The following is a 19151-nucleotide window of genomic DNA, read 5'->3' as shown; positions in this document are numbered from 1 at the left end:
CGCCGGTGTTTTGAGAACGAGGAAATATTCCGCATGAAAGTGCTGATGGTCGATGTCGACGGCGTACTCATTCATGGTCGCCCCGCCGACGGCCTGCCTCACTTCACCTATCTGGAACGCGACCTCGGCCTGCGTGTCGACCTGCTGCAGCAGGAATTCTTCCAGAGCCACTGGCGCGATATCATCATCGGCCGCGAGGCGCTGGAGCCGAGGCTCGCCGGCGTTCTGGCAAAGATTGCGCCCCACCTCAGCGCCGAAACACTGATCGACTACTGGTTCGAAAACGATTCCCGCCTCGACCGCAATCTGCTCGAAGAACTCGCCGCTCTCAGGCAAAGCGGCATCACTCTCTTGCTGGCGACCAACCAGGAGCATAGGCGGGCACGCTATCTGATGGAGCAGATCGGCCTTGACGCACATTTCGACGACATCATCTATTCCGCAGCACTCGGGCACAGCAAGCCTTCTCCCGATTTCTTCCGGCTGGCGACCGAGCGGGCCGGCGTGCTGCCCGGCGACATCGCCTTCATCGACGATATGGCCGAAAACATCGAAGCGGCGCGACAGTTCGGCTGGAATGCGGCGCAATGGACGGCGGGCACGACGCTTGGCGGCGCGCTTCCGGTCTTCGCCAGGCCGGCATGAGCGGGGCCGGCGCAATCAGGTAAGCCGCTTGTAGAACAGGGTGGTGGCGCAGAAGCCGCCTTCCGGCCACAGCGCGTAATCGGGGATGACACCGACACGCTGCCAGCCCAGGCGCGGATAGATCGCCTCGGCATCGCTGCCGGTTGCCGTGTCGAGCACGAGCAGGGTCTTGCCGCGGCTTGCCGCCTCACGCTCAGCGGCATCCATCAGCAGCCGGGCAAACCCCTTACCGCGGGCGGAGCGATGCACCAGCAGCTTCTTCAGGTCGCCGCGATGCGGCTGGTTCGGCATCTGCGCGGCACCCACCTGCACCGTGCCGACGATCCTGCCGTCGAGTTCGGCAACCAGCAGCAGATTGCCGCCGGTGGCAACGGCATCGGCGACATCACGCCAATAGGGCTCGGCATCTTCGGGCCCATAGGGCTGCATGAAGCCGACGGAGGCGCCGCCCGCGACGCAATCGACAAGCACTTGCGAAAGGGCCGGAATGGCGGCGCGGGCCTCCTCGGCGGAAAGGGTGCGAATAGCAGGCATGCTGTTCTCCTGAATTGAATACTGTTATCGGCCGCCGCGATCGAGCACGACGCAATAGCGCGCCGGCGTGTTGCCGGGATTGTGGAAGACGTGGCCCTCGCCGACCGGCATGAAGAGGCAATCGCCCGGCCGCAGCCGGTAGACCATCTCAGCCGCCGTCATCTCCAGTTCGCCGTCGAACAGCCAGATATGCTGCGTCATGCCATGGGCGCTCGCATGCGGGGGGAAGCTGACGCGGGCGCCGGCCGGGAATTCAACCTCGACGATATCGACATCGGAAGCCGTGCCCGGGGGTGAAACAAACCGTCTGATATAACCGGTCTCCGGATCGCGCCAGACCTGTTGCTCCTGCCTCCGGGCGAGCGGCGAAGCCTGCCCCTCTTCCGCAAAGAAGGCCGACAGCGACAGGCCGAGCGCGGCGCAGATCCTTGCCAGCAGCGAGGCGGTCGGGCTCGCCTCCGCCCGCTCGATGCGCGAGATCATCGCCCGGCTGACGCCGGAGGCCGCAGCAAGATCATCGAGCGTCAGAGCCTTTTCCTGCCGTAGCATGCGGATGCGGATGCCGATCGCCTGTTCCAGTTCCGGTTCCATTTTTCAGTCCCGTGATTCCACTATAAGAGAAATACATTATCTGATGATGGAATCAAGTGTCTACGAAAAGCGGCCAAAACGCGGCTTGCTTTCGCCGCTGCGCCGTCCATATATGGCGGCGTAATCCGAGGAGAGAGTGATGGACGGCAGCATGCAGAGCACGGAAACGACGGAAAGCTTCACGGCTGCCGCCTGGGACAGGATCGCGCCGATCATGGCTGAAATCGAGGCTTTGCCACTGCTGCAGCGCCTTTCGGACGGCACGCTGCCGCCGGAGGTCTTCCGGCACTACATCCTGCAGGATGCGCTCTACCTCAAGCATTACGCGCGATGCCTGGCGATCGTCGCGGCCAAGGCGCCCGACAATGCGCAGGTCCTGCGCTTTCTCGGTTCCGCGCAGAAGGCGATCACCGTCGAGCAAGGCCTGCATGCCGGCTTCCTCACCCAGTTCGGCATCACGTCTGCGGACGTCACATCAGCCGAGCCCTCGCCGGCCGGCTTTGCCTATACGAACTTCCTGCTTGCCACCGCCTATCACAGCTCCTACGCGGTGGCGCTGTCCTCCATCCTTCCCTGCTTCTGGATCTACTGGCACGTCGGCGAAGCGATCAAGAACCGGCCTGTTATCGAAGGCAATGCCTTCCAGGCCTGGATCAACACCTATGGCGATCCGCAATTTGCCGCCGGTGCCCGCGAGGTGATCGCGCTCACCGACATTGCCGCCCGCGCCGCATCGCCGGTGGAACGGTCGCAAATGACCGATGTCTTCGTGCGCGCCTCGCAATATGAGTGGATGTTCTGGGATTCGGCCTGGCGGCTGGAGACGTGGCCGGTCTGATAGGCGCCCGATACAGGACGAAATAGCGTAAACAGCGGGATAATTACCGCTTTGCGGCAGGGGGCGGCGCTGCTATATGGCGCGCATGAGCACCAATTCCACCACTCCGCTGTCCCATATCCGCAACTTTTCGATCGTGGCCCATATCGACCACGGCAAATCGACGCTGGCCGACCGCCTGATCCAGACGACGGGCGGCCTTGCCGAGCGCGAAATGTCCGAGCAGGTGCTCGACAATATGGATATCGAGCGCGAGCGCGGCATCACCATCAAGGCGCAGACCGTGCGCCTGCATTACCAGGCGAATAACGGCGAGAAATACATTCTCAACCTGATCGACACGCCCGGCCACGTCGACTTCGCCTATGAAGTCTCGCGGTCGCTGTCGGCCTGTGAAGGTTCGCTGCTTGTCGTCGACGCCAGCCAGGGCGTCGAAGCGCAGACGCTCGCCAACGTCTACCAGGCGATCGACAACAACCACGAGATCGTCACCGTCCTCAACAAGATCGACCTGCCGGCCGCCGAACCCGACCGCATCAAGGAACAGATCGAGGAAGTGATCGGCATCGACGCTTCGGAGGCTGTGCTGATTTCGGCAAAGACCGGCCTTGGCATTCCCGATGTGCTGGAAGCGATCGTCCACAAGCTGCCGGCGCCGAAGAGCCCCGGCGGCGAAAAGGCGCCGCTGAAGGCGCTGCTTGTCGACAGCTGGTACGACGCCTATCTCGGCGTCATGGTTCTGGTCCGCGTCATCGACGGCGTGTTGACCAAGGGCCAGACGGTGCGGATGATGGGCACCGATGCGAAATACCAGGTGGAGCGCGTCGGCGTGCTGACGCCGAAGATGGTCAATATCGACCGCCTCGGCCCCGGCGAGATCGGCTTCATCACCGCCTCGATCAAGGAAGTGGCCGATACCCGCGTCGGCGACACGATTACCGAGGACAAGCGGCCGACGGCCCAGGCGCTGCCGGGCTTCAAGCCGGCCCAGCCGGTGGTGTTCTGCGGCCTCTTCCCGGTCGATGCCGCCGATTTCGAGGATCTGCGCGCCGCCATGGGCAAGCTTCGCCTCAACGACGCCTCCTTCTCCTTCGAAATGGAATCATCAGCGGCACTCGGCTTCGGTTTCCGCTGCGGCTTCCTCGGCCTGCTGCATCTCGAAATCATCCAGGAACGGCTGGAGCGCGAGTTCGACCTCGACCTCATCGCCACCGCACCCTCCGTCGTCTACAAGATGTACATGACCGACGGCACGGAGCGCGAGCTGCACAATCCGGCCGACATGCCAGATGTCGTCAAGATCTCGGAAATCCACGAGCCGTGGATTCGCGCGACGATCCTGACGCCCGATGATTATCTCGGCGGCATCCTGAAGCTCTGCCAGGACCGGCGCGGCATCCAGATCGAACTCACCTATGTCGGCACGCGCGCGATGCTGACCTACGATCTGCCGCTCAACGAAGTCGTCTTCGATTTCTACGACCGGCTGAAGTCGATCTCGAAGGGTTATGCCTCCTTCGACTACACGCTGACCGACCACCGCGAGGGCAACCTCGTGAAGATGTCGATCCTCGTCAACGGCGAGCCGGTCGACGCGCTGTCGATGATGGTGCACCGGACGGCCGCCGAAAAGCGCGGCCGCGACATGTGCGAGAAGCTCAAGGAGCTGATCCCGAAGCACATGTTCAAGATCCCGATCCAGGCCGCGATCGGCGGCAACGTCATTGCCCGCGAGACGATCTCGGCGCTGCGCAAGGACGTGACCGCGAAATGCTACGGCGGCGACGCCACCCGCAAGCGCAAGCTGCTCGACAAGCAGAAGGCCGGCAAGAAGCGCATGCGCCAGTTCGGCAAGGTGGAGATCCCCCAGGAAGCCTTCATCGCCGCGCTGAAGATGGGCGACGAATAACGCTTCTCAACGGTATTTTATGCGCATACAATCTGCGCATAAAATTGAGGAGATCGTTATGGCTCAGCGACCAAGAAAAGCAGCGAACCTGTCTCTTGATGAAGGTCTCGTTTCCCAGGCGCGCGAGCTCAAGATCAACATATCCCGGGCGGCGGAAGATGGTATCGCACAGGCCATAAAGGCGGAGCGCGAGCGGCTTTGGCGTATCGAGAACGCCGAGGCTATTGCCACTTCCAATGCCTATGTCGAAAAGCACGGTCTGCCGTTTCAGAAATATCGACAGTTCTGATGGCTCGGTTTCATGTTTACAATCTTATGCATACCAACGCGCTTGCCCTCGATCTGCAGTCCGACTTGCTTGGTGAGCTGACAACGCGGACCATGGCGCCGATGCTTCCATTGGAAGCTCTTCCCAAAATCATGCGTCAGCTCAATCCACAATTCGTGATCAATGACCTGCCCTATGTGATGGCTACCCAATTCACCGGCGCAATTTCCGTAAAGGAGATTGGAGGCGTGGTGGCGGATCTTACCGCCGACAGTGATCGAATTATCGCCGCCGTCGATTTTCTCTTCCAGGGTTTCTGAGCCTCATCCCCTGCCCATATATTCCTTCACCAGCCCCTCATAGGCGTCCATTTCAGGCAGCGCCGCGTAGCTGTACACCGCCCCGGTCTCGGCGAAGGACAGCTTCTCGCTTGTCCAGGTTTCGATGAAGGGCGTGAACCAGCTCGGATCGTCGAGCATGGTCGCGCGCAGATTGACGAACCAGTCCATGCCTTCCGGCCGGGTGAACATCCAGCTCATGCAATGCGGGCAGAAATAATGCTTCGTGACGCCATGCAGGCCGCCGATCACCGGCTCCCCTTGCGTCACCTCGAAGCCTTCGCTTGGGATGGCCGCACTCAGCGAATAGGCGCTTGATGTCATCTTCTGGCACCCCGTGCAATGGCAGGCCATGGTCAGTAGCGGCGGGGCGCTGATCTTCAATCGCACCCGGCCGCAACGGCAGCCGCCCTCCATCGGCAAATTCAGTTCGCTCATGCTTCCCTCCCCTTTTTCCCTCTGATCTAGCGGAATGATCGCCGCTGTCGAGATGGCGAGGGGCCATCACGGGATAGGAGCCGGCGTTAGCGGATGCGGGCCGGATTGCCGACAACGGTTGCGCCGGCCGGCACATCCCTGGTGACCACCGCACCGCCACCGACAATCGCGCCGTCGCCGATGGTGATGCCGCCGAGGATGATGGCGCTGCCACCGATCCAGACGTCGCTGCCGATGGTGACCGGCCGGGCGATCTCGATGCCCGTGCTGCGAAGTGCCGGCTCCTTGTGATGCTCGGCGCAATAGATCTGCACCCCGGGGCCGAACATGCTGCGATCACCGATCGTCACCCGGCCGGAATCAAGAATGGTGCAGCCGGCATTGAAATAGACGCGTTCGCCGAGAGTGATGTTGATGCCGTAGGAGCAGTGAAACGGTGCTTCGATGAAGACATTGAGTGCTGCCTGCGCAAAGAGTGCCCTCAGGGCCGGAGCCATCGCGCCGCGCTCATCCGGCGGCAGCGTGTTGTGCGCATGGACGGCCATGCGCGCCTGCCGGCGCAAGAGATCGAGCTCGTCATCGAGGCAGCAATACCATTCGCCTGCCGCCATCCTTTCGCGTTCGCTGGCCGCCATCGCATCACCCCTCACGCCGAGGCCTGCGACAGCATTTCGACCTCTTCCGGTTCGATCAGGCTGACCCAGGCGCGCGCAATAGCAAGGCCCGCGGCATCGGCGGCTCCGCCATGCCTTGCCGCCAGTTCGGCATGGTTCTCCAGCCAGCCCGGCGCAATACGCGCGATCGTGTCGGGAAATTCGGCCTTCCATTGCTCGACGACGTCCGAATTGGCCTCGAAATGGAACTGGGTGCCATAGACGGCGCGACCGATGCGGAAGGCCTGGTTCTCGGCAACGGGGCTCGAGGCGAGACGCACCGCGCCCTCAGGCAGGGAAAACGTGTCGGCATGCCATTCGAAGATGGTGAACTCGCCGCCAAGCGCCGACAGCAGCGGATCGGCCCGGCCATCGGCGGTGACGCCGATCCGGTGCCAGCCGAATTCGCGGGCGATCCCTAAGTGATTGTCGGCGCCATAAGCGCGGGCGAGAATCTGGCTGCCGAGGCAGATGCCGAGCACGGCCTTGCCGGCATCGCCGAAGCGGCGCGTGAGCCGGGCGAGCTCCGGCAGATAGGGATGGGTTTCGTCATCCAGCGCGCTCTGCTCGCCGCCGAGAACGACCAGCGCGTCATGGCCGGATATCTCTTTCGGCAGGATGCCGTCCTGCCACACCCGGAACCACTCGATCTCCGCGCCCGCCTCGTCGAGGGCTGCGGCAAGCGCGCCGAGGCCGGTATTCCGCATATTTTCGATGACTGCGACGCGCATAGGCTCTTCCTGGTATGGCCGACCACGGGAAGAGACCATGGCGGAGGACGGCGCGCAAGACGCCAGAACAGGATTCAGGCTTTAGGCCGGTTCGGCTCAAAATCTGAATCCTGTTCTTAATTAAATAGTTGGATCATGGCGTCGCCCGAAAACCGCTCACACTTTTCGGCATCATGCTCTAGCGAGGGCGATTGCGCGCACGCGCCACAGGGCTTAAATCTCAACAAACGAAAGGATATCGCCATGACCGAAAAAGCCCGCGTCACGATCCTCTACTGCACCCAGTGCAACTGGCTGCTGCGCGCCAGCTGGATGGCGCAGGAGCTTCTGCACACCTTTTCCGACAGCCTCGGTGAAGTGGCGCTGATCCCCGCCACCGGCGGCAATTTCGAGATTCGCGTCAATGGCGATCTCATCTGGGAGCGCAAGCGCGACGGCGGCTTTCCCGGGCCGAAGGAGCTGAAGCAGCGGGTCCGCGACATCGTCGAGCCCGGCCGAGATCTCGGCCATGTCGACCGCGCCTCGCTCGAAAGCTGATCACGACGATCAGCGATAGGGCGAGCGGCAGGTCTTGTAGATGCCCTCATAGGTGAGGAACCGATCCGTCCGCGGATTGTAGGAGCGGTACTCGTTGCTGCACCAGGCGGCATGGCTTTTCATGTCGCGCGCCTTCGGCTGTACCCTTTGCACCGGCGGCGGATCATAGGTCAGCTGCGGCGGCCCGGCAGCGCCCGGCCGGTAATAGGTCGGCCCCGCGCCGCGCGGGCGATAGTTCGGCTGGACATAGGCGGGGCGATGCCATTGCTGCGGCCCGAACCCGAAGCAGCCGCGAAAATCGCAAAGCGTCGAGCCGGTATTGAGCGGCCCGACCCCGGGCTTGCCCAGCTTCAGCGAATCGGCCCCGGCGATGGCGGGTGACAAAACGGCCAACAGACCGGCGAGCAGAAGCGTGCGGGGAGCAAGCATGATGCATTCCTTTCGATATTTCCTCTATATAGGGCGTGCCAACCGGAGCGCTATGCCCACCCTTCGGCGCTCCCTCGCATGTGATCGGCCGCTTTTTCGCCAACTGTCAGAAAAACTTCAAAAACCCAGTTGACAGTCAGGGGCCACCCCCTTACATCGCTCTCCGTCGCCCAGATGGCGGAATTGGTAGACGCGCCAGCTTCAGGTGCTGGTACCCGAAAGGGTGTGGAGGTTCGAGTCCTCTTCTGGGCACCATTCCATTCTTGATCGCTACCAAGATCAAGGAGTTAAGCCTTTTCAACTAAAGTTGCGCAGGTGCCTTGCAACAAAGGCCAGTCGCGATGCGCGCAAGGGCTTGTTCGCTCAATAGCTCCCAAGAACTCTCCGAAGTCCTCATTTCTAGACGCTTATTCCTGCCGCTCTTGATAGCTGGCCTGCATTGACTCCCTCACTCCCAAATGCGAACATAAAGCGAACAAAATGGAGTCTTGCTGATGATCCGATACGCCGCACCCGCCGCCAGCCACCCCGAGCCTATAAAGGTCCGCGAGGTGTCAGCTGCCAAGCCGGCCATTGAAATACCGCCCCCCAAGCCGGTCATTGAGGTAGCCGCTGCGGCGCCTGCGGCCGGCCTGCTGCTGCCCAGCTCCGAGGCAGACGAGTTCGGCTCCGACACTCTGCCGAAAACCACCAAGCCAGCACGCCGTGCGGCAACAAAGCGCAAGTCCAAGGTCGTCAAGGCAGACGACACTCCACTCCAGCTTAATCTGGAGACTTAGCCGCAACGATCCGGCCAAGGTATGGCAGCGCCTGGGAACTCCCACCATAATGTATGTAGCACTTCGGAATCCCGAAGCGGGGGAATTTCGAGATTCCGAAGTGGGATTTTTTCTTTCTGCCGACACGCCCGCCTTTGTCAGCAGCCATCGGCCGGCGGAATGGGATCCGGCGCCGTCCTGTCCAGATCAGCCGCTGCCTATGCCGTCAGCCGCTGGAGTTCACCACAACAGCACGACATTGCAGCAGTCGGCCCGAAGCGTTCACCGCACCGGCTGATAGTGGCCGCGCAGGGGGACCTTGTCGTCCATCGAGATGAAGCCGTCGCGTTCGCAGACATACATCAGCGTCGGCATGCCGCCGGAGCGGAAGATCTCGTCGTAACGGCGGCGGATCTGCACGGTTTCGGTGCGGCAATTGTAGGAATCCTCCTCTTTCTTGTCCGGCTGCGCCTTGACGCCGGGAAGACCCTTATAGGGATAGAGGGGTTGAACCCCGGAATCGACGGATTTTGTCCAGTCGACGGCAAAGGCGGACGCCGGGGCGAGGCTCGACACGGCAACGAGCGATATCAGAGGCATCATCAACAGCCGCATGGGAACTCTCCTGCCGGCGATAGGCCGCACTTCCGATGTAGGAAAACCGACGACCGTCATCAAGCGGCCGCAGCGGGGGACTTCCTGAAATAACTTCTGATGACGGGATGGCCGAAGAGACCGGCGAGGATCGCAAAACCGGCGCCGATGACGAAACCCGCGAGAAAACCGCCGATGACGCCGGCAACCAATAGAATCGTCTTTCCGGGACCGTCTCCCTTGACCGGCGGCTCGGCCGGCGAAATGACGCGAATGTTACTCTGGTTGAAGTTCTGCTCCTCGCTCGTCTGGCCGGAGCGTTTCAGCACCGTCTCGTAAATATCGCGCGCCGCCGTCGCCTTGCGCTGCAATTCGTTCAATTCCACCTGCTTGTCGGAGGTACTCGCCTGCAGCGCCTTCTGCACGGCAAGTTCCTTGGCGATGCTGTCCTCGGCGGCCTTGGCCTGCTCGTATTCGCCCCTTGCCGAGGTGGCGAGACGCTGCAATTCGCCCTTGATTTCGCCTGATATGCTCTGCAGCGAGGAGCGGGCCGCCTGCAGGCGCGGATGACGCGTGCCCATCTGGCTTTCGAGGCTGCCGACGGCGGCGGCCTGGGTGGCATATTGCTGACGCAGACTGACGAGCGGCGAGGTGACGCCGCCCTCCGCCTGGTTGCCGGCGACGATGTCCTCGACGCGGAGATTGGCGACGGCATCGGCGCGCGCCTTCGCCTGGATGGTCTTTTCCTGTGCCGTCACCAGCATCGTGTTCAGCGACACGAGCCGCTGATCGGAAATCAGGTTACCTTCTGTCGCGGCCATGTCGTTGTCGGCGCGGAAGGTTTCGACAGCCTGCTCGGCCTCCAGCACCTTCTGGCGCAGGTCGTTGAGGCGTCCGTCGAGCGTCGAGGAGGTGTTTTCGTAAATGCCGTTCGAAGCACTGTTCTCTTCCTCGGTGAAGGAGGTGACGACCTGGTTGGCAAGCCTTGCGGATTTTTCGGGATCATTGGTCGTGGCGGCAAGCGAGACGACATAGGTGCTGGCCTCACGGGTGATGACCAGCGCCTTCTGCAGAGTGCCGATCACGGCGGCGCCATCCGTGCGGCCGCCGGTGAATTCGGGATCCTGGTCGAGCTTCATGGCTTCAGCGACGCGCCGCAGCACATTGCCCGAGGTCAGGATCTGCACCTGGCTATCGATCAGCGCCGAGATCATTTCCGGCGAGGGACCCGAAGATTGCGCGCCGGTATCGGCAAGGCCGATCTGGCGCGGGTCGAAATAGAGGCTGCTGACGGCGGTGAATTTCTGGGCGATGCGCGGCGCCACCGCCCCGCCTGCCACAGCTCCGAGAAGCGCCAGGCCCAGCACGATCAGCCGTCGGCTCCAGATCGCGGCGATACTCGAGCGGAGGTCGAGAAGTGGTGCCGCAGGCGCGGATGCTGCGTTCGACGGCGCGTCGACGACAGGTTGTTTTGGAAGCGGCGGCGGAGGTGCCGGACGCTCATACTGGCGGGTTTCCGTAGTATTTTCCGGCGGCACGAAAGGGGGCGAAGCGGGTTCGGGCGACGGCCGGACGAAATCATCCGGGCGGATGACGGGACTGCGCATGCGCACGCCTTCCGGCGCAGTCTGAGATGGCTCAAAACTGCGCCAGCCAGGGAGCCGGCTTACCCTGTTCCTGTCATACTGGTTCATACGCGCACTCGTGTCCCGCCCAGCGTGAAAGACTGAAGCCGAGGTGCTGATACTTTAGAAATTCTTAGCTAACGGACCGTTAAAATAACTTCAGCGACGCCGACGTTGCGATTGCCGCGATAGCGAGGATGGCCATGAGGACGACACGACATCTGACAGCGCTGCTGCTTGCGGTCGCTCTCACCCCGTCGCCGGTCCTTGCGGCTGAGGCCCCGTGCTACCGCGGCGTCAATTTGTCCGGCGGCGAATATGGCGAGCGCGGCGGCATCTATGGCACCAACTATACCTATCCCGGCGAAGACACGATTAGCTATTTCGCCAAAAAGGGCATGACGATCATCCGACTGCCCTTCCGCTGGGAGCGGCTGCAGTCCGCACTCGGCGGGCGGCTCGACGAGGACGAGCTCAAGCGGCTCAAGGATACCATCGGCCTCATTCGCAAACACGGCATGGCGGTTCTGCTCGACCCGCATAATTTCGGCTATTACGACAAGACCCAGGTCGGCACGGCGCCGGCAACGGATGCCGCCTTCGGGGATTTCTGGGCAAGGCTCGCCGTTGAATTCGCCAATCAGGACGGTGTTCTCTTCGGCCTGATGAACGAACCGCACGACATCAAGGCGACCGACTGGCTGGATGCCGCCAATGCGGCGATCCGCAGCATCCGCGCCGTCGGCGCGCGCAACCTCATCCTGGTGCCGGGCACAGCCTGGAGCGGCGCGTCAAGCTGGGAAAAGGATGTGATCGGCGGCGCCAACGGCACGGTGATGCTCGGCGTGCGCGATCCACTCAATTTCTACGCTTATGAGGTTCACCAGTATCTCGATGCCGATTCCTCCGGCACCCATCCGACCTGCGAAGGCTCGACTGCTGCGGTCGAGGCGATCGCCGGGGTCACCGCCTGGCTGAAGCGGAACCACAAGCGCGGCTTTCTCGGTGAATTCGGCGCCTCCGCCGACAAGGACTGCATGAGCGGATTGACCGAAATCTACGCCACCATGACTGATAATAGCGACGTCTGGCTCGGCTGGTCCTACTGGGCGGCCGGCGAATGGTGGCCGGCGGACGAGCCCTTCAACGTCCAGCCGCGCAAGGGCTCTGAGCGGCCGCAGATGCGGCTTCTTGCCGAGGCGGCAAAAGCCGATGCCGGCACTTGCTCCGCCGTCAAGCCTGCGGGGAAATGAGCATGGCAGTCGTCGATCACAGGACAGCGACATTCACTGTAGCCGGCAACCGGCTCGATGCTGCCCGCGAGGCATCACGCACCGATCATACGGTGTTCTGGCTCGGCCTGCTCTCCGTGCTCTACAACGGCATTCTGGCCTTCATCAACCACAACATCGTGCCGCTGTCGATGACGCATGTCGCCGCCAGTGAAGGCCTGATCATGGCGAGCGCCATCATCTACATCCTGCACAAGGGGATCTACGAGACCGACCTGCCGGCCTTCCTGTTCCTGCTGTTCACGCTCATCGTGACCATCTATGTCAGCGTGCTCAACCGCATGCTGTTCATCGATCACTTCCGCAACGTGCTGATCATCTTCTGCTTTACCGGGCTCGGCGGCTGGAGCAACGAGAAAACGATGAAGCTCGCCTTTCGCTGGGCAAGTCTTGCCGTCCTGATCTTCCTGATCTTCGAGATCATCAGCGTGCCGTTCTATGTCAGCATCGTCCACCCGTCCGATTATTTCGCCAATACGCGAGGGCTGCTGCCGCTGAGCTACAACACGACGGGCCTCTTCCAGAACGCGCTCGGCTTTCCCGAGCGCTTCTCCTTCGGTATCATCGACCATCGTTCCTCCTCGATCTTCCTCGAACAGGTGTCGCTGGCCAATTTCTGCGGCGTGATCGCGGTCTACCTGATCTCGATGTGGGAGAGGCTTGGCCGCTGGGACCGGTTGCTGATGATCAGCACGGCCGTGCTGATCCTGGTGACGAACGACACGCGCACGATGCTGATCTTCTGCTTTGCCTGCATCGTCGGCTACTTCGTCTTTCCGAAGATCCCGAAGAATTTCAATCTGGCGCTGATGCCGCTGATCGTCGCCGCCGGCTTCCTCGTCTACGTGATGAAACCCAATGCGACGGGCGACAATTTCACCGGCCGCATCAACCTGACGATGAAGAAGATCATGGAGCTCGATCCGCTTGCCATCCTTGGACTTTCGGTCGACCGGGTCGCCGAATTCGCCGACAGCGGCTATGTCTACCTGATCTACGCGGCGACGATCTTCGGCGTCATCGCCTTGTGGCTGTTCGTCTGCCTCTTTCCCGCCGGGCGCACGGCGGCACAGCGGCGCTGCGCCCATTCACTTTCTCTTTTCATTTTTCTGAATATGATGATCGGGGGAACCGCGGTCTTCTCGATGAAGATCGCCGGTCTCCTATGGTTCGTCGTCGGATATATGCGCTTCCACGACAGCCCGCGCATCCAGCAGGGTCGTCCGGCAGATGTATTGAGTTGACCGCAGCGGCGCCTGTCCGCGCGAGCCCGAGGGAGCAAGACGCTCGATGCTTGTCCAGCTTCAATATCTGCGTGCCATCGCGGCGCTGATGGTCGTCTATTTCCACGCGATATTGCAGCTTGCCAAGGTCAATCCCGCGGTCGACGCCACCGCCTTCATCTATGGCGAAACCGGCGTCGACATCTTCTTCGTCCTGAGCGGTTTCGTGATGTGGCTGACGACGAGCGGACGCGCGATGAGCCCGGTCGATTTCGCCCGGCGGCGCATCAAAAGGATCGTACCGCTCTACTGGCTGGCGACGCTGTTTTCGGCGACTGTGGCGCTGGTGGCCCCGTCATTGTTGAAATCGACGGTGTTCGACCTGCCGCATCTCATCGCCTCGCTGTTGTTCCTGCCATGGGCCAATGCGGCCGATCCCAGCACGATCACGCCGGTGGTCGTCCCGGGCTGGACGCTGAACTACGAAATGTTCTTCTACTTGGTCTTTGCGCTTCTGCTGCCGCTACAGGAGGTTCGCCGCATCCCGGCGATGTTTGCCGTCTTTGCCCTCATCCTGATCACCTGCCGGCTGCTGCCGGAAACGACTGTGACCCGGTTCTACCGCGAGCCGATCATGCTGGAGTTTCTCGCCGGTGTCGTGCTCGGCTGGCTCTACGGACAGAAGGTCCTGCTGCCGAACCGCTGGGCTTGGGCAGCCCTTGCCATGGGCTTCGCCTTTCTCTTCATCAACGAGGCGCTGATGCCGCCGGAAAGCCGGTTCTACGCCTGGGGTATTCCGGCGATCTTCATCATCTACGGCGCCGTCTCCATCGATTTTTCCAGGCTGCCGGTTGTGGGATGGCTGAATTATCTCGGCGACTGCTCCTACAGCATCTATATCACCCACGCCTTCACGCTGGCTTTTCTCAGGGTCGCCGCCGATCGGCTGCCGATCGGCATCCTGCAGCAGCCGGTGCTCTTCGTCATCCTCTCGCTGGTGCTCTCGTCGATCGGCGGCGCAATTATCCATGAGATCACGACGCCTCGCCGTAAAGCGGCCGTGGCGAGCCGCCCGCCGGCCTAAAGCGCGTCGAAGGCGAGAATACGCATCCAAGCGGCGCTGACGGTACAGTTTTTCGCGCAACTTCTCCTAAGCTTCAGACTTGGCAAATGAGAGAACTTGCAGAAACGTGATGGTTTCTCTTGCAATTTGTCGCATGAATGAAAGTGCGCCGGCCTATTCGCGGCCCGGGCTTTGATCTAAGCACGGCGGCGGCCTTGGAGAGGGAAAGACATGACAAGTTACGTATTGACGGTATCCTGCAAATCGACACGCGGCATCGTCGCGGCGATTTCGAGCTATCTGGCAGACAAGGGCTGCAACATCGTCGATAGTTCCCAGTTCGACGATCTGGATACCGGCAAGTTCTTCACGCGAGTGAGCTTCATCTCCGAGGAAGGCGTGCCCCTTGCCGAACTCAAGGAAGGCTTCGAGCCGATCTCCAAGCGGTTCGCCATGGATGCCGAGATCCATGACGGCAACGCCCGCATGAAGGTGCTGCTGATGGTGTCGCGGTTCGGCCATTGCCTCAACGACCTGCTCTACCGCTGGAAGATCGGCGCACTGCCGATCGACATCGTCGGCGTCGTCTCCAACCATTTCGATTACCAGAAGGTCGTGGTCAACCACGACATCCCCTTCCACCACATCAAGGTGACGAAGGAGAACAAGCTGCAGGCCGAAGGCCAGATCATGGATATAGTCGAACAGACCGGTACGGAGCTGATCGTTCTCGCCCGCTACATGCAGGTGCTTTCGGATGCGATGTGCCAGAAGATGTCTGGCCGGATCATCAACATCCACCATTCCTTCCTGCCGAGCTTCAAGGGCGCCAACCCTTACAAGCAGGCCTACGGCCGCGGCGTGAAGCTGATCGGGGCGACGGCGCATTACGTCACCGCCGATCTCGACGAGGGCCCGATCATCGAACAGGACACGGCGCGCATCACCCATGCACAGTCGCCCGACGACTATGTCTCGATCGGCCGCGACGTCGAAAGCCAGGTGCTGGCCCGTGCCATCCACGCCCATATCCACCACCGCACCTTCCTGAACGGCAACCGCACCGTGGTCTTTCCGGCAAGCCCCGGCGGCTACGCTTCCGAACGCATGGGTTGAGCGCCGCCTAGACCCTGCATCTCTTTTGCTGGCGGATGACAATCTCCCGTTGCCTGCTGGCGGCAAGTACTTGATTATCTCGTTCAATAGGTAATCGAATCATGCTGCGGAGGGGTGTCATGACCGACGAGGCGCTTGTTGATCGCATGGCGCTGCCGCGTCCCGACGTCACCGCTAGCGACGCGGAAGAGATACTCCTTGCTCATTACAGCCTATCCGGCACGCTTACCGAACTCGGCAGCCAGCAGGATCGAAACTATCGCGTCGATAACGATCGTGGCCGCTACGTCCTGAAGATCTGCCATGCAGCCTACGAGACCCGCGAGCTCGAAGCGCAGAATGCGGCGATCCGTCACCTCAAAAGCCGGCAAGATGCGCCGCGCGTTCCGCAGGTGATCCCCACCAATGACGGGCGGGAGATCGTCGTCCTGACCGTGCGCGGGCAGGGCTATCAGGTCCGGCTGCTGGAATATCTGGAAGGCCAGGGGCTGACGGAACTGACCTATCTGGCGCCGGCCTCCGTTGCGGCCCTCGGCGCGCTCTGCGCCAGGCTGGCGCTAGCGCTTGCCGATTTCAACCATCCTGGTCTCGACCGCAGCCTGCAATGGGATCTCAGGCGCGCCGGGCCGGTCGCGGTGCAGCTGCTGTCCGCGATCACCGACAGTGCGGCGCGCGACCGGATCGCCAAGACCATGGTGATGGCCATTCGCCGCATCCAGCCATTGGCGCCATCGCTTCGGCTGCAGGCCGTGCATCATGACGTCACCGGCGACAATGTCGTCGGCCACCGCGACGCCCGTGGCCATACGATCCCCGACGGGGTGATCGATTTCGGCGACATCATCCGCGGCTGGCTGGTCGGCGACCTCGCCGTCACATGCGCTTCGCTGCTGCATCAGGCGGATGGCGACCCTTTTTATATCCTGCCAGCCGTCACCGCCTATCAGGCGATCTATCCGCTGACCGAGGAGGAACTGAAGGCGCTCTGGCCGTTGACCGTCGCGCGCGCGGTCATTCTCGTCGCCAGCAGCGAGCAGCAGATTTCGGTCGATCCCGATAATGACTATGTCCGCGGCAATCTCAAGCACGAGCGGGCGATCTTCGATACGGCGATGTCCGTTCCCTTCGAACTGATGGAAGCCGCGATCCTCAAGGCGGCCGGCGCAAATGTCGCCGCCCCGGAAGCATCGGGATGGCTGCCGTTGCTGCCGGACATCGATCCCGCCGGGATCGCCTATGTCGATCTTGGGGTGCGGAGCCCGCATTTTTCTGCCGGCAACTGGCTGAATACCGACATGGACTGGCGGCTGCTTGCCCGCGTGGCAACGGAAAACGGCATCGCAGCGACGCGCTATGGCGAATATCGGCTTTCCCGCGCGAGCTTGGGAAATGCGACGGGACAGGCGACCTGCGCCCTGCATATCGACATATGTCTCGCGGCAGGCAACGCGATTGCTGCACCCTTTGCCGGCCGCATCGGCTGGAAGGACCAGCATCTGACGCTTGCCAGCGACAACATGACCCTGCATCTCGATGGGCTCGATCTCTCGGTCGAGGATGGAGCCGAGGTGGCCGCCGGCGATCCGCTCGGCACGGTTTTCGGAGAGGCTGCGTCGCTCGGCGGGCTGCGCGTCCAGCTTTGCAGCGTCGCAGGTCTCGAACCGCCGCTTTTTGCCACGCCGCGCACGGCCGCGGCCTGGTCGGTGCTCTGCCCCTCACCCTCGCTCCTTCTCAGCCCGGAAGCCGATGCACCGAAATCTGAGACCGCCGAACTGCTCGCCAGGCGGCAGGCGCATCTCGCAAGGCCGCAGAAGAACTATTACGCGGCGGCGCCGCAGATCGAGCGCGGCTGGCGGGAGCATCTGTTCGATGTCGAGGGCCGCGCCTATCTCGACATGGTCAACAACGTCACCATTCTCGGCCATGGCCATCCCAGGTTCGCGGCAGCGATCCACGCCCAATGGCTGCGGCTCAACACGAATTCGCGCTTCCACTATGCCGCGATCACGGAATTTTCCGAACGCCTCGCCGCCCTGTCGCCGGACGGGCTCGACGCGGTCTTCCTGGTCAACAGCGGCTCGGAGGCGAACGATCTGGCGCTTCGGCTGGCGCAAGCCCATAGCGGCGCGCGCAAAATGCTCTGCCTGCTCGAAGCCTATCATGGCTGGTCGGCGGCGAGCGACGCCGTCTCCACCTCGATCGCCGACAATCCGCAGGCACCGACCACCCGGCCGGACTGGGTGCATACCGTCGTTTCGCCGAACACCTATCGCGGCGACTTCCGAGGTCCCGATACGGCAGCGGATTATCTCGGCATGGCGACGCCGGTGCTGGAAGCAATTGATGCTGCGGGCGAAGGCCTTGCAGGCTTCATCGCCGAATCAGTCTACGGCAATGCCGGCGGCATTCCGCTGCCGGACGGTTATCTCAGGGAAATCTACGCGCAGGTGCGCGCCCGCGGCGGCCTCTGCATCGCCGATGAGGTGCAGGTCGGTTATTCCAGACTCGGACATTATTTCTGGGGCTTCGAGCAGCAAGGGGTCGTGCCCGATATCATCACCGTCGCCAAGGGCATGGGCAACGGCCATCCGCTCGGCGCCGTCATCACCACGCGGGAGATTGCGCAATCGCTGGAGAAGGAGGGCACTTTCTTTTCCTCCACCGGCGGCAGCCCGGTCAGTTGCATCGCCGGCATGGCGGTGCTCGACATCATGGCCGAGGAAAAGCTGCAGGAAAATGCCCGGACGGTCGGCGATCATCTGAAGGCGCGGCTCGCCGCGCTGATCGACCGTCATCCCATTGCGGGCGCCGTGCACGGCATGGGCCTCTATCTCGGCCTCGAATTCGTCCGCGACAGAACGACGCTGGAGCCTGCGACGGAAGAGACGGCTGCAATCTGCGACCGGCTTCTCGAACTCGGCGTCATCATGCAGCCGACGGGCGATCACCAAAATGTGCTGAAGATCAAACCGCCGCTCTGCCTCAGCATCAACAGCGCCGATTTTTTCGCGGACATGCTGGAGAAGGTGCTCGAAGAAGGCTGGTGACACAGGGCTTCCAGCATTAACCAAATCGGTCATTTCGAGGCATGTCGATTTTTAATGAAACGGGCCATTGCCTGATACAGCAAGGCTTCCTATGTCTGCCGCTGTGATCGATCGAACTTCCGATTCTGTCATGCGAATTTAACGAAGGACTGATATGTTTCTTTCTGTAAGTTCGGGCTACGACGGAATGAATTTTTTCGGATCGTCGATATTTTGACACGTTTCGGAATATGTTTCCGACAGGCTATCGGGTAATCTCTACCAAGATAGTAGATTATTGAAGACAGCCATCACCGGCCCCGGGCTGTACCGGGACCTCTCAAGTGCAACGCCAACACAAGGAACGAGCATGATAGACATCGATATTCTCGCCGATCTCCTTGGGCGATCTGTGCTTGGCAATGACCGTCCGGGCGCCCTCTCCCGCCCGAACTGTCGAATGTGACGTTCGTCCTCCTTTCAACGGTACCAGACAAGTCAATTCGCCATGGCTGCGCATGTCGCGCGGCAGGAGTTCTATCT

The 19151-nt window shown here is 61.8% G+C and carries 19 protein-coding genes, 1 tRNA gene and 2 pseudogenes; 13 read left to right on the top strand and 9 right to left on the bottom strand.

Annotated features, from left to right (window positions below):
• Positions 1-33 precede the first annotated feature (33 nt).
• Entirely contained in the window at positions 34-645 is a 612-nt protein-coding gene (locus BS629_RS32740) for an HAD-IA family hydrolase (protein WP_018244376.1), read from the top strand.
• Positions 646-660: 15 nt separating this feature from the next.
• On the opposite strand, the gene BS629_RS32735 is transcribed toward BS629_RS32740, so the two are convergent.
• Complete coding sequence (locus BS629_RS32735) at positions 661-1179, bottom strand: GNAT family N-acetyltransferase (protein WP_018244375.1); 519 nt, start codon at positions 1177-1179, stop codon at positions 661-663.
• 24 nt (positions 1180-1203) lie between these two features.
• Complete coding sequence (locus BS629_RS32730) at positions 1204-1770, bottom strand: helix-turn-helix domain-containing protein (protein ID WP_018244374.1); 567 nt, start codon at positions 1768-1770, stop codon at positions 1204-1206.
• 139 nt (positions 1771-1909) lie between these two features.
• On the opposite strand from BS629_RS32730, the gene tenA reads away from it, so the two are divergent.
• From tenA to BS629_RS32710, 4 genes are all read left to right on the top strand, one after another.
• Complete coding sequence (gene tenA / locus BS629_RS32725) at positions 1910-2608, top strand: thiaminase II (RefSeq protein WP_026188579.1); 699 nt, start codon at positions 1910-1912, stop codon at positions 2606-2608.
• Positions 2609-2684: 76 nt separating this feature from the next.
• On the top strand, positions 2685-4517 hold the full coding sequence (gene lepA, locus BS629_RS32720) for a translation elongation factor 4 (protein ID WP_003544593.1): 1833 nt from the start codon (positions 2685-2687) through the stop codon (positions 4515-4517).
• Positions 4518-4575: 58 nt separating this feature from the next.
• On the top strand, positions 4576-4806 hold the full coding sequence (locus tag BS629_RS32715; protein WP_018244372.1) for a type II toxin-antitoxin system CcdA family antitoxin: 231 nt from the start codon (positions 4576-4578) through the stop codon (positions 4804-4806).
• Positions 4806-5105 carry a CcdB family protein gene (locus BS629_RS32710; protein WP_018244371.1) on the top strand — a complete coding sequence of 100 codons (300 nt, stop codon included), beginning with the start codon at positions 4806-4808 and terminating at the stop codon, positions 5103-5105. Before BS629_RS32715 ends, BS629_RS32710 begins: the two co-directional genes overlap by 1 nt.
• 3 nt (positions 5106-5108) lie before the next feature.
• Here the strand turns inward: BS629_RS32710 and BS629_RS32705 are convergent, their stop codons facing one another.
• The 4 genes and pseudogenes from BS629_RS32705 to BS629_RS32695 form a co-directional block, all read right to left on the bottom strand.
• Positions 5109-5561, bottom strand: coding sequence for a GFA family protein (locus tag BS629_RS32705; protein ID WP_018244370.1), 453 nt, complete (start codon positions 5559-5561; stop codon positions 5109-5111).
• Positions 5562-5653: 92 nt separating this feature from the next.
• A pseudogene (locus tag BS629_RS40605) lies at positions 5654-5797 on the bottom strand (DapH/DapD/GlmU-related protein); the annotation flags it as partial.
• Positions 5798-6040: 243 nt separating this feature from the next.
• A pseudogene (locus BS629_RS40600) lies at positions 6041-6172 on the bottom strand (maltose acetyltransferase domain-containing protein); the annotation flags it as partial.
• A 35-nt stretch (positions 6173-6207) separates the two neighbouring features.
• Complete coding sequence (locus BS629_RS32695) at positions 6208-6984, bottom strand: type 1 glutamine amidotransferase (protein ID WP_018244368.1); 777 nt, start codon at positions 6982-6984, stop codon at positions 6208-6210.
• A 204-nt stretch (positions 6985-7188) separates the two neighbouring features.
• On the opposite strand from BS629_RS32695, the gene BS629_RS32690 reads away from it, so the two are divergent.
• Positions 7189-7482 carry an Rdx family protein gene (locus BS629_RS32690; RefSeq protein WP_003544579.1) on the top strand — a complete coding sequence of 98 codons (294 nt, stop codon included), beginning with the start codon at positions 7189-7191 and terminating at the stop codon, positions 7480-7482.
• Between the two features lie 9 nt (positions 7483-7491).
• Here BS629_RS32690 and BS629_RS32685 read toward each other — a convergent pair whose 3' ends face one another.
• Complete coding sequence (locus BS629_RS32685; RefSeq protein ID WP_077988767.1) at positions 7492-7911, bottom strand: BA14K family protein; 420 nt, start codon at positions 7909-7911, stop codon at positions 7492-7494.
• 168 nt (positions 7912-8079) lie between these two features.
• Here BS629_RS32685 and BS629_RS32680 point away from each other — a divergent pair.
• Together BS629_RS32680 and BS629_RS32675 are read left to right on the top strand one after the other, a co-directional pair.
• A tRNA-Leu gene (locus BS629_RS32680) sits at positions 8080-8166 on the top strand.
• 239 nt (positions 8167-8405) lie between these two features.
• Positions 8406-8690 (top strand): hypothetical protein, encoded by a 285-nt coding sequence (locus BS629_RS32675; RefSeq protein ID WP_018244366.1) that lies wholly within the window; start codon positions 8406-8408, stop codon positions 8688-8690.
• A 261-nt stretch (positions 8691-8951) separates the two neighbouring features.
• Here BS629_RS32675 and BS629_RS32665 read toward each other — a convergent pair whose 3' ends face one another.
• Together BS629_RS32665 and BS629_RS32660 are read right to left on the bottom strand one after the other, a co-directional pair.
• Positions 8952-9284: a hypothetical protein gene (locus BS629_RS32665; RefSeq protein ID WP_018244365.1), complete on the bottom strand. Its 333-nt coding sequence runs from the start codon at positions 9282-9284 to the stop codon at positions 8952-8954.
• A 59-nt stretch (positions 9285-9343) separates the two neighbouring features.
• Positions 9344-10957: a GumC family protein gene (locus tag BS629_RS32660; protein WP_018244364.1), complete on the bottom strand. Its 1614-nt coding sequence runs from the start codon at positions 10955-10957 to the stop codon at positions 9344-9346.
• Positions 10958-11091: 134 nt separating this feature from the next.
• Here BS629_RS32660 and BS629_RS32655 point away from each other — a divergent pair, with 134 nt between their 5' ends.
• The 5 genes from BS629_RS32655 to BS629_RS32635 all read left to right on the top strand — a co-directional run bounded on the left by BS629_RS32655 (position 11092) and on the right by BS629_RS32635 (position 18629).
• Complete coding sequence (locus BS629_RS32655) at positions 11092-12141, top strand: glycoside hydrolase family 5 protein (RefSeq protein ID WP_018516399.1); 1050 nt, start codon at positions 11092-11094, stop codon at positions 12139-12141.
• A 2-nt stretch (positions 12142-12143) separates the two neighbouring features.
• A complete protein-coding gene (locus BS629_RS32650) occupies positions 12144-13424 on the top strand; it encodes a hypothetical protein (RefSeq protein WP_018244362.1) in 1281 nt (426 codons plus the stop codon).
• A gap of 46 nt (positions 13425-13470) precedes the next feature.
• Positions 13471-14487: an acyltransferase family protein gene (locus BS629_RS32645; protein ID WP_018244361.1), complete on the top strand. Its 1017-nt coding sequence runs from the start codon at positions 13471-13473 to the stop codon at positions 14485-14487.
• A 210-nt stretch (positions 14488-14697) separates the two neighbouring features.
• On the top strand, positions 14698-15582 hold the full coding sequence (purU, locus tag BS629_RS32640) for a formyltetrahydrofolate deformylase (RefSeq protein ID WP_018244360.1): 885 nt from the start codon (positions 14698-14700) through the stop codon (positions 15580-15582).
• 119 nt (positions 15583-15701) lie between these two features.
• Positions 15702-18629, top strand: a complete 2928-nt coding sequence (locus tag BS629_RS32635) for an aminotransferase (protein WP_018244359.1) — start codon at positions 15702-15704, stop codon at positions 18627-18629.
• Positions 18630-19151 lie beyond the last annotated feature (522 nt).

Source organism: Rhizobium leguminosarum bv. viciae USDA 2370 (assembly GCF_002008365.1).
Lineage (GTDB): Bacteria > Pseudomonadota > Alphaproteobacteria > Rhizobiales > Rhizobiaceae > Rhizobium > Rhizobium leguminosarum.
This window is presented reverse-complemented; position numbering and strand designations above follow the sequence as displayed.

Excerpts from the sequence above, each read along its gene's own strand:
- BS629_RS32740 (WP_018244376.1), top strand. The coding sequence starts at position 34 with ATGAAAGTGCTGATGGTCGATGTCGACGGCGTACTCATTCATGGTCGC.
- BS629_RS32735 (WP_018244375.1), bottom strand. The coding sequence starts at position 1,179 with ATGCCTGCTATTCGCACCCTTTCCGCCGAGGAGGCCCGCGCCGCCATT.
- BS629_RS32730 (WP_018244374.1), bottom strand. The coding sequence starts at position 1,770 with ATGGAACCGGAACTGGAACAGGCGATCGGCATCCGCATCCGCATGCTA.
- tenA (WP_026188579.1), top strand. The coding sequence starts at position 1,910 with ATGGACGGCAGCATGCAGAGCACGGAAACGACGGAAAGCTTCACGGCT.
- lepA (WP_003544593.1), top strand. The coding sequence starts at position 2,685 with ATGGCGCGCATGAGCACCAATTCCACCACTCCGCTGTCCCATATCCGC.
- BS629_RS32715 (WP_018244372.1), top strand. The coding sequence starts at position 4,576 with ATGGCTCAGCGACCAAGAAAAGCAGCGAACCTGTCTCTTGATGAAGGT.
- BS629_RS32710 (WP_018244371.1), top strand. The coding sequence starts at position 4,806 with ATGGCTCGGTTTCATGTTTACAATCTTATGCATACCAACGCGCTTGCC.
- BS629_RS32705 (WP_018244370.1), bottom strand. The coding sequence starts at position 5,561 with ATGAGCGAACTGAATTTGCCGATGGAGGGCGGCTGCCGTTGCGGCCGG.
- BS629_RS32695 (WP_018244368.1), bottom strand. The coding sequence starts at position 6,984 with ATGGTCTCTTCCCGTGGTCGGCCATACCAGGAAGAGCCTATGCGCGTC.
- BS629_RS32690 (WP_003544579.1), top strand. The coding sequence starts at position 7,189 with ATGACCGAAAAAGCCCGCGTCACGATCCTCTACTGCACCCAGTGCAAC.
- BS629_RS32685 (WP_077988767.1), bottom strand. The coding sequence starts at position 7,911 with ATGCTTGCTCCCCGCACGCTTCTGCTCGCCGGTCTGTTGGCCGTTTTG.
- BS629_RS32675 (WP_018244366.1), top strand. The coding sequence starts at position 8,406 with ATGATCCGATACGCCGCACCCGCCGCCAGCCACCCCGAGCCTATAAAG.
- BS629_RS32665 (WP_018244365.1), bottom strand. The coding sequence starts at position 9,284 with ATGCGGCTGTTGATGATGCCTCTGATATCGCTCGTTGCCGTGTCGAGC.
- BS629_RS32660 (WP_018244364.1), bottom strand. The coding sequence starts at position 10,957 with ATGAACCAGTATGACAGGAACAGGGTAAGCCGGCTCCCTGGCTGGCGC.
- BS629_RS32655 (WP_018516399.1), top strand. The coding sequence starts at position 11,092 with ATGAGGACGACACGACATCTGACAGCGCTGCTGCTTGCGGTCGCTCTC.
- BS629_RS32650 (WP_018244362.1), top strand. The coding sequence starts at position 12,144 with ATGGCAGTCGTCGATCACAGGACAGCGACATTCACTGTAGCCGGCAAC.
- BS629_RS32645 (WP_018244361.1), top strand. The coding sequence starts at position 13,471 with ATGCTTGTCCAGCTTCAATATCTGCGTGCCATCGCGGCGCTGATGGTC.
- purU (WP_018244360.1), top strand. The coding sequence starts at position 14,698 with ATGACAAGTTACGTATTGACGGTATCCTGCAAATCGACACGCGGCATC.
- BS629_RS32635 (WP_018244359.1), top strand. The coding sequence starts at position 15,702 with ATGACCGACGAGGCGCTTGTTGATCGCATGGCGCTGCCGCGTCCCGAC.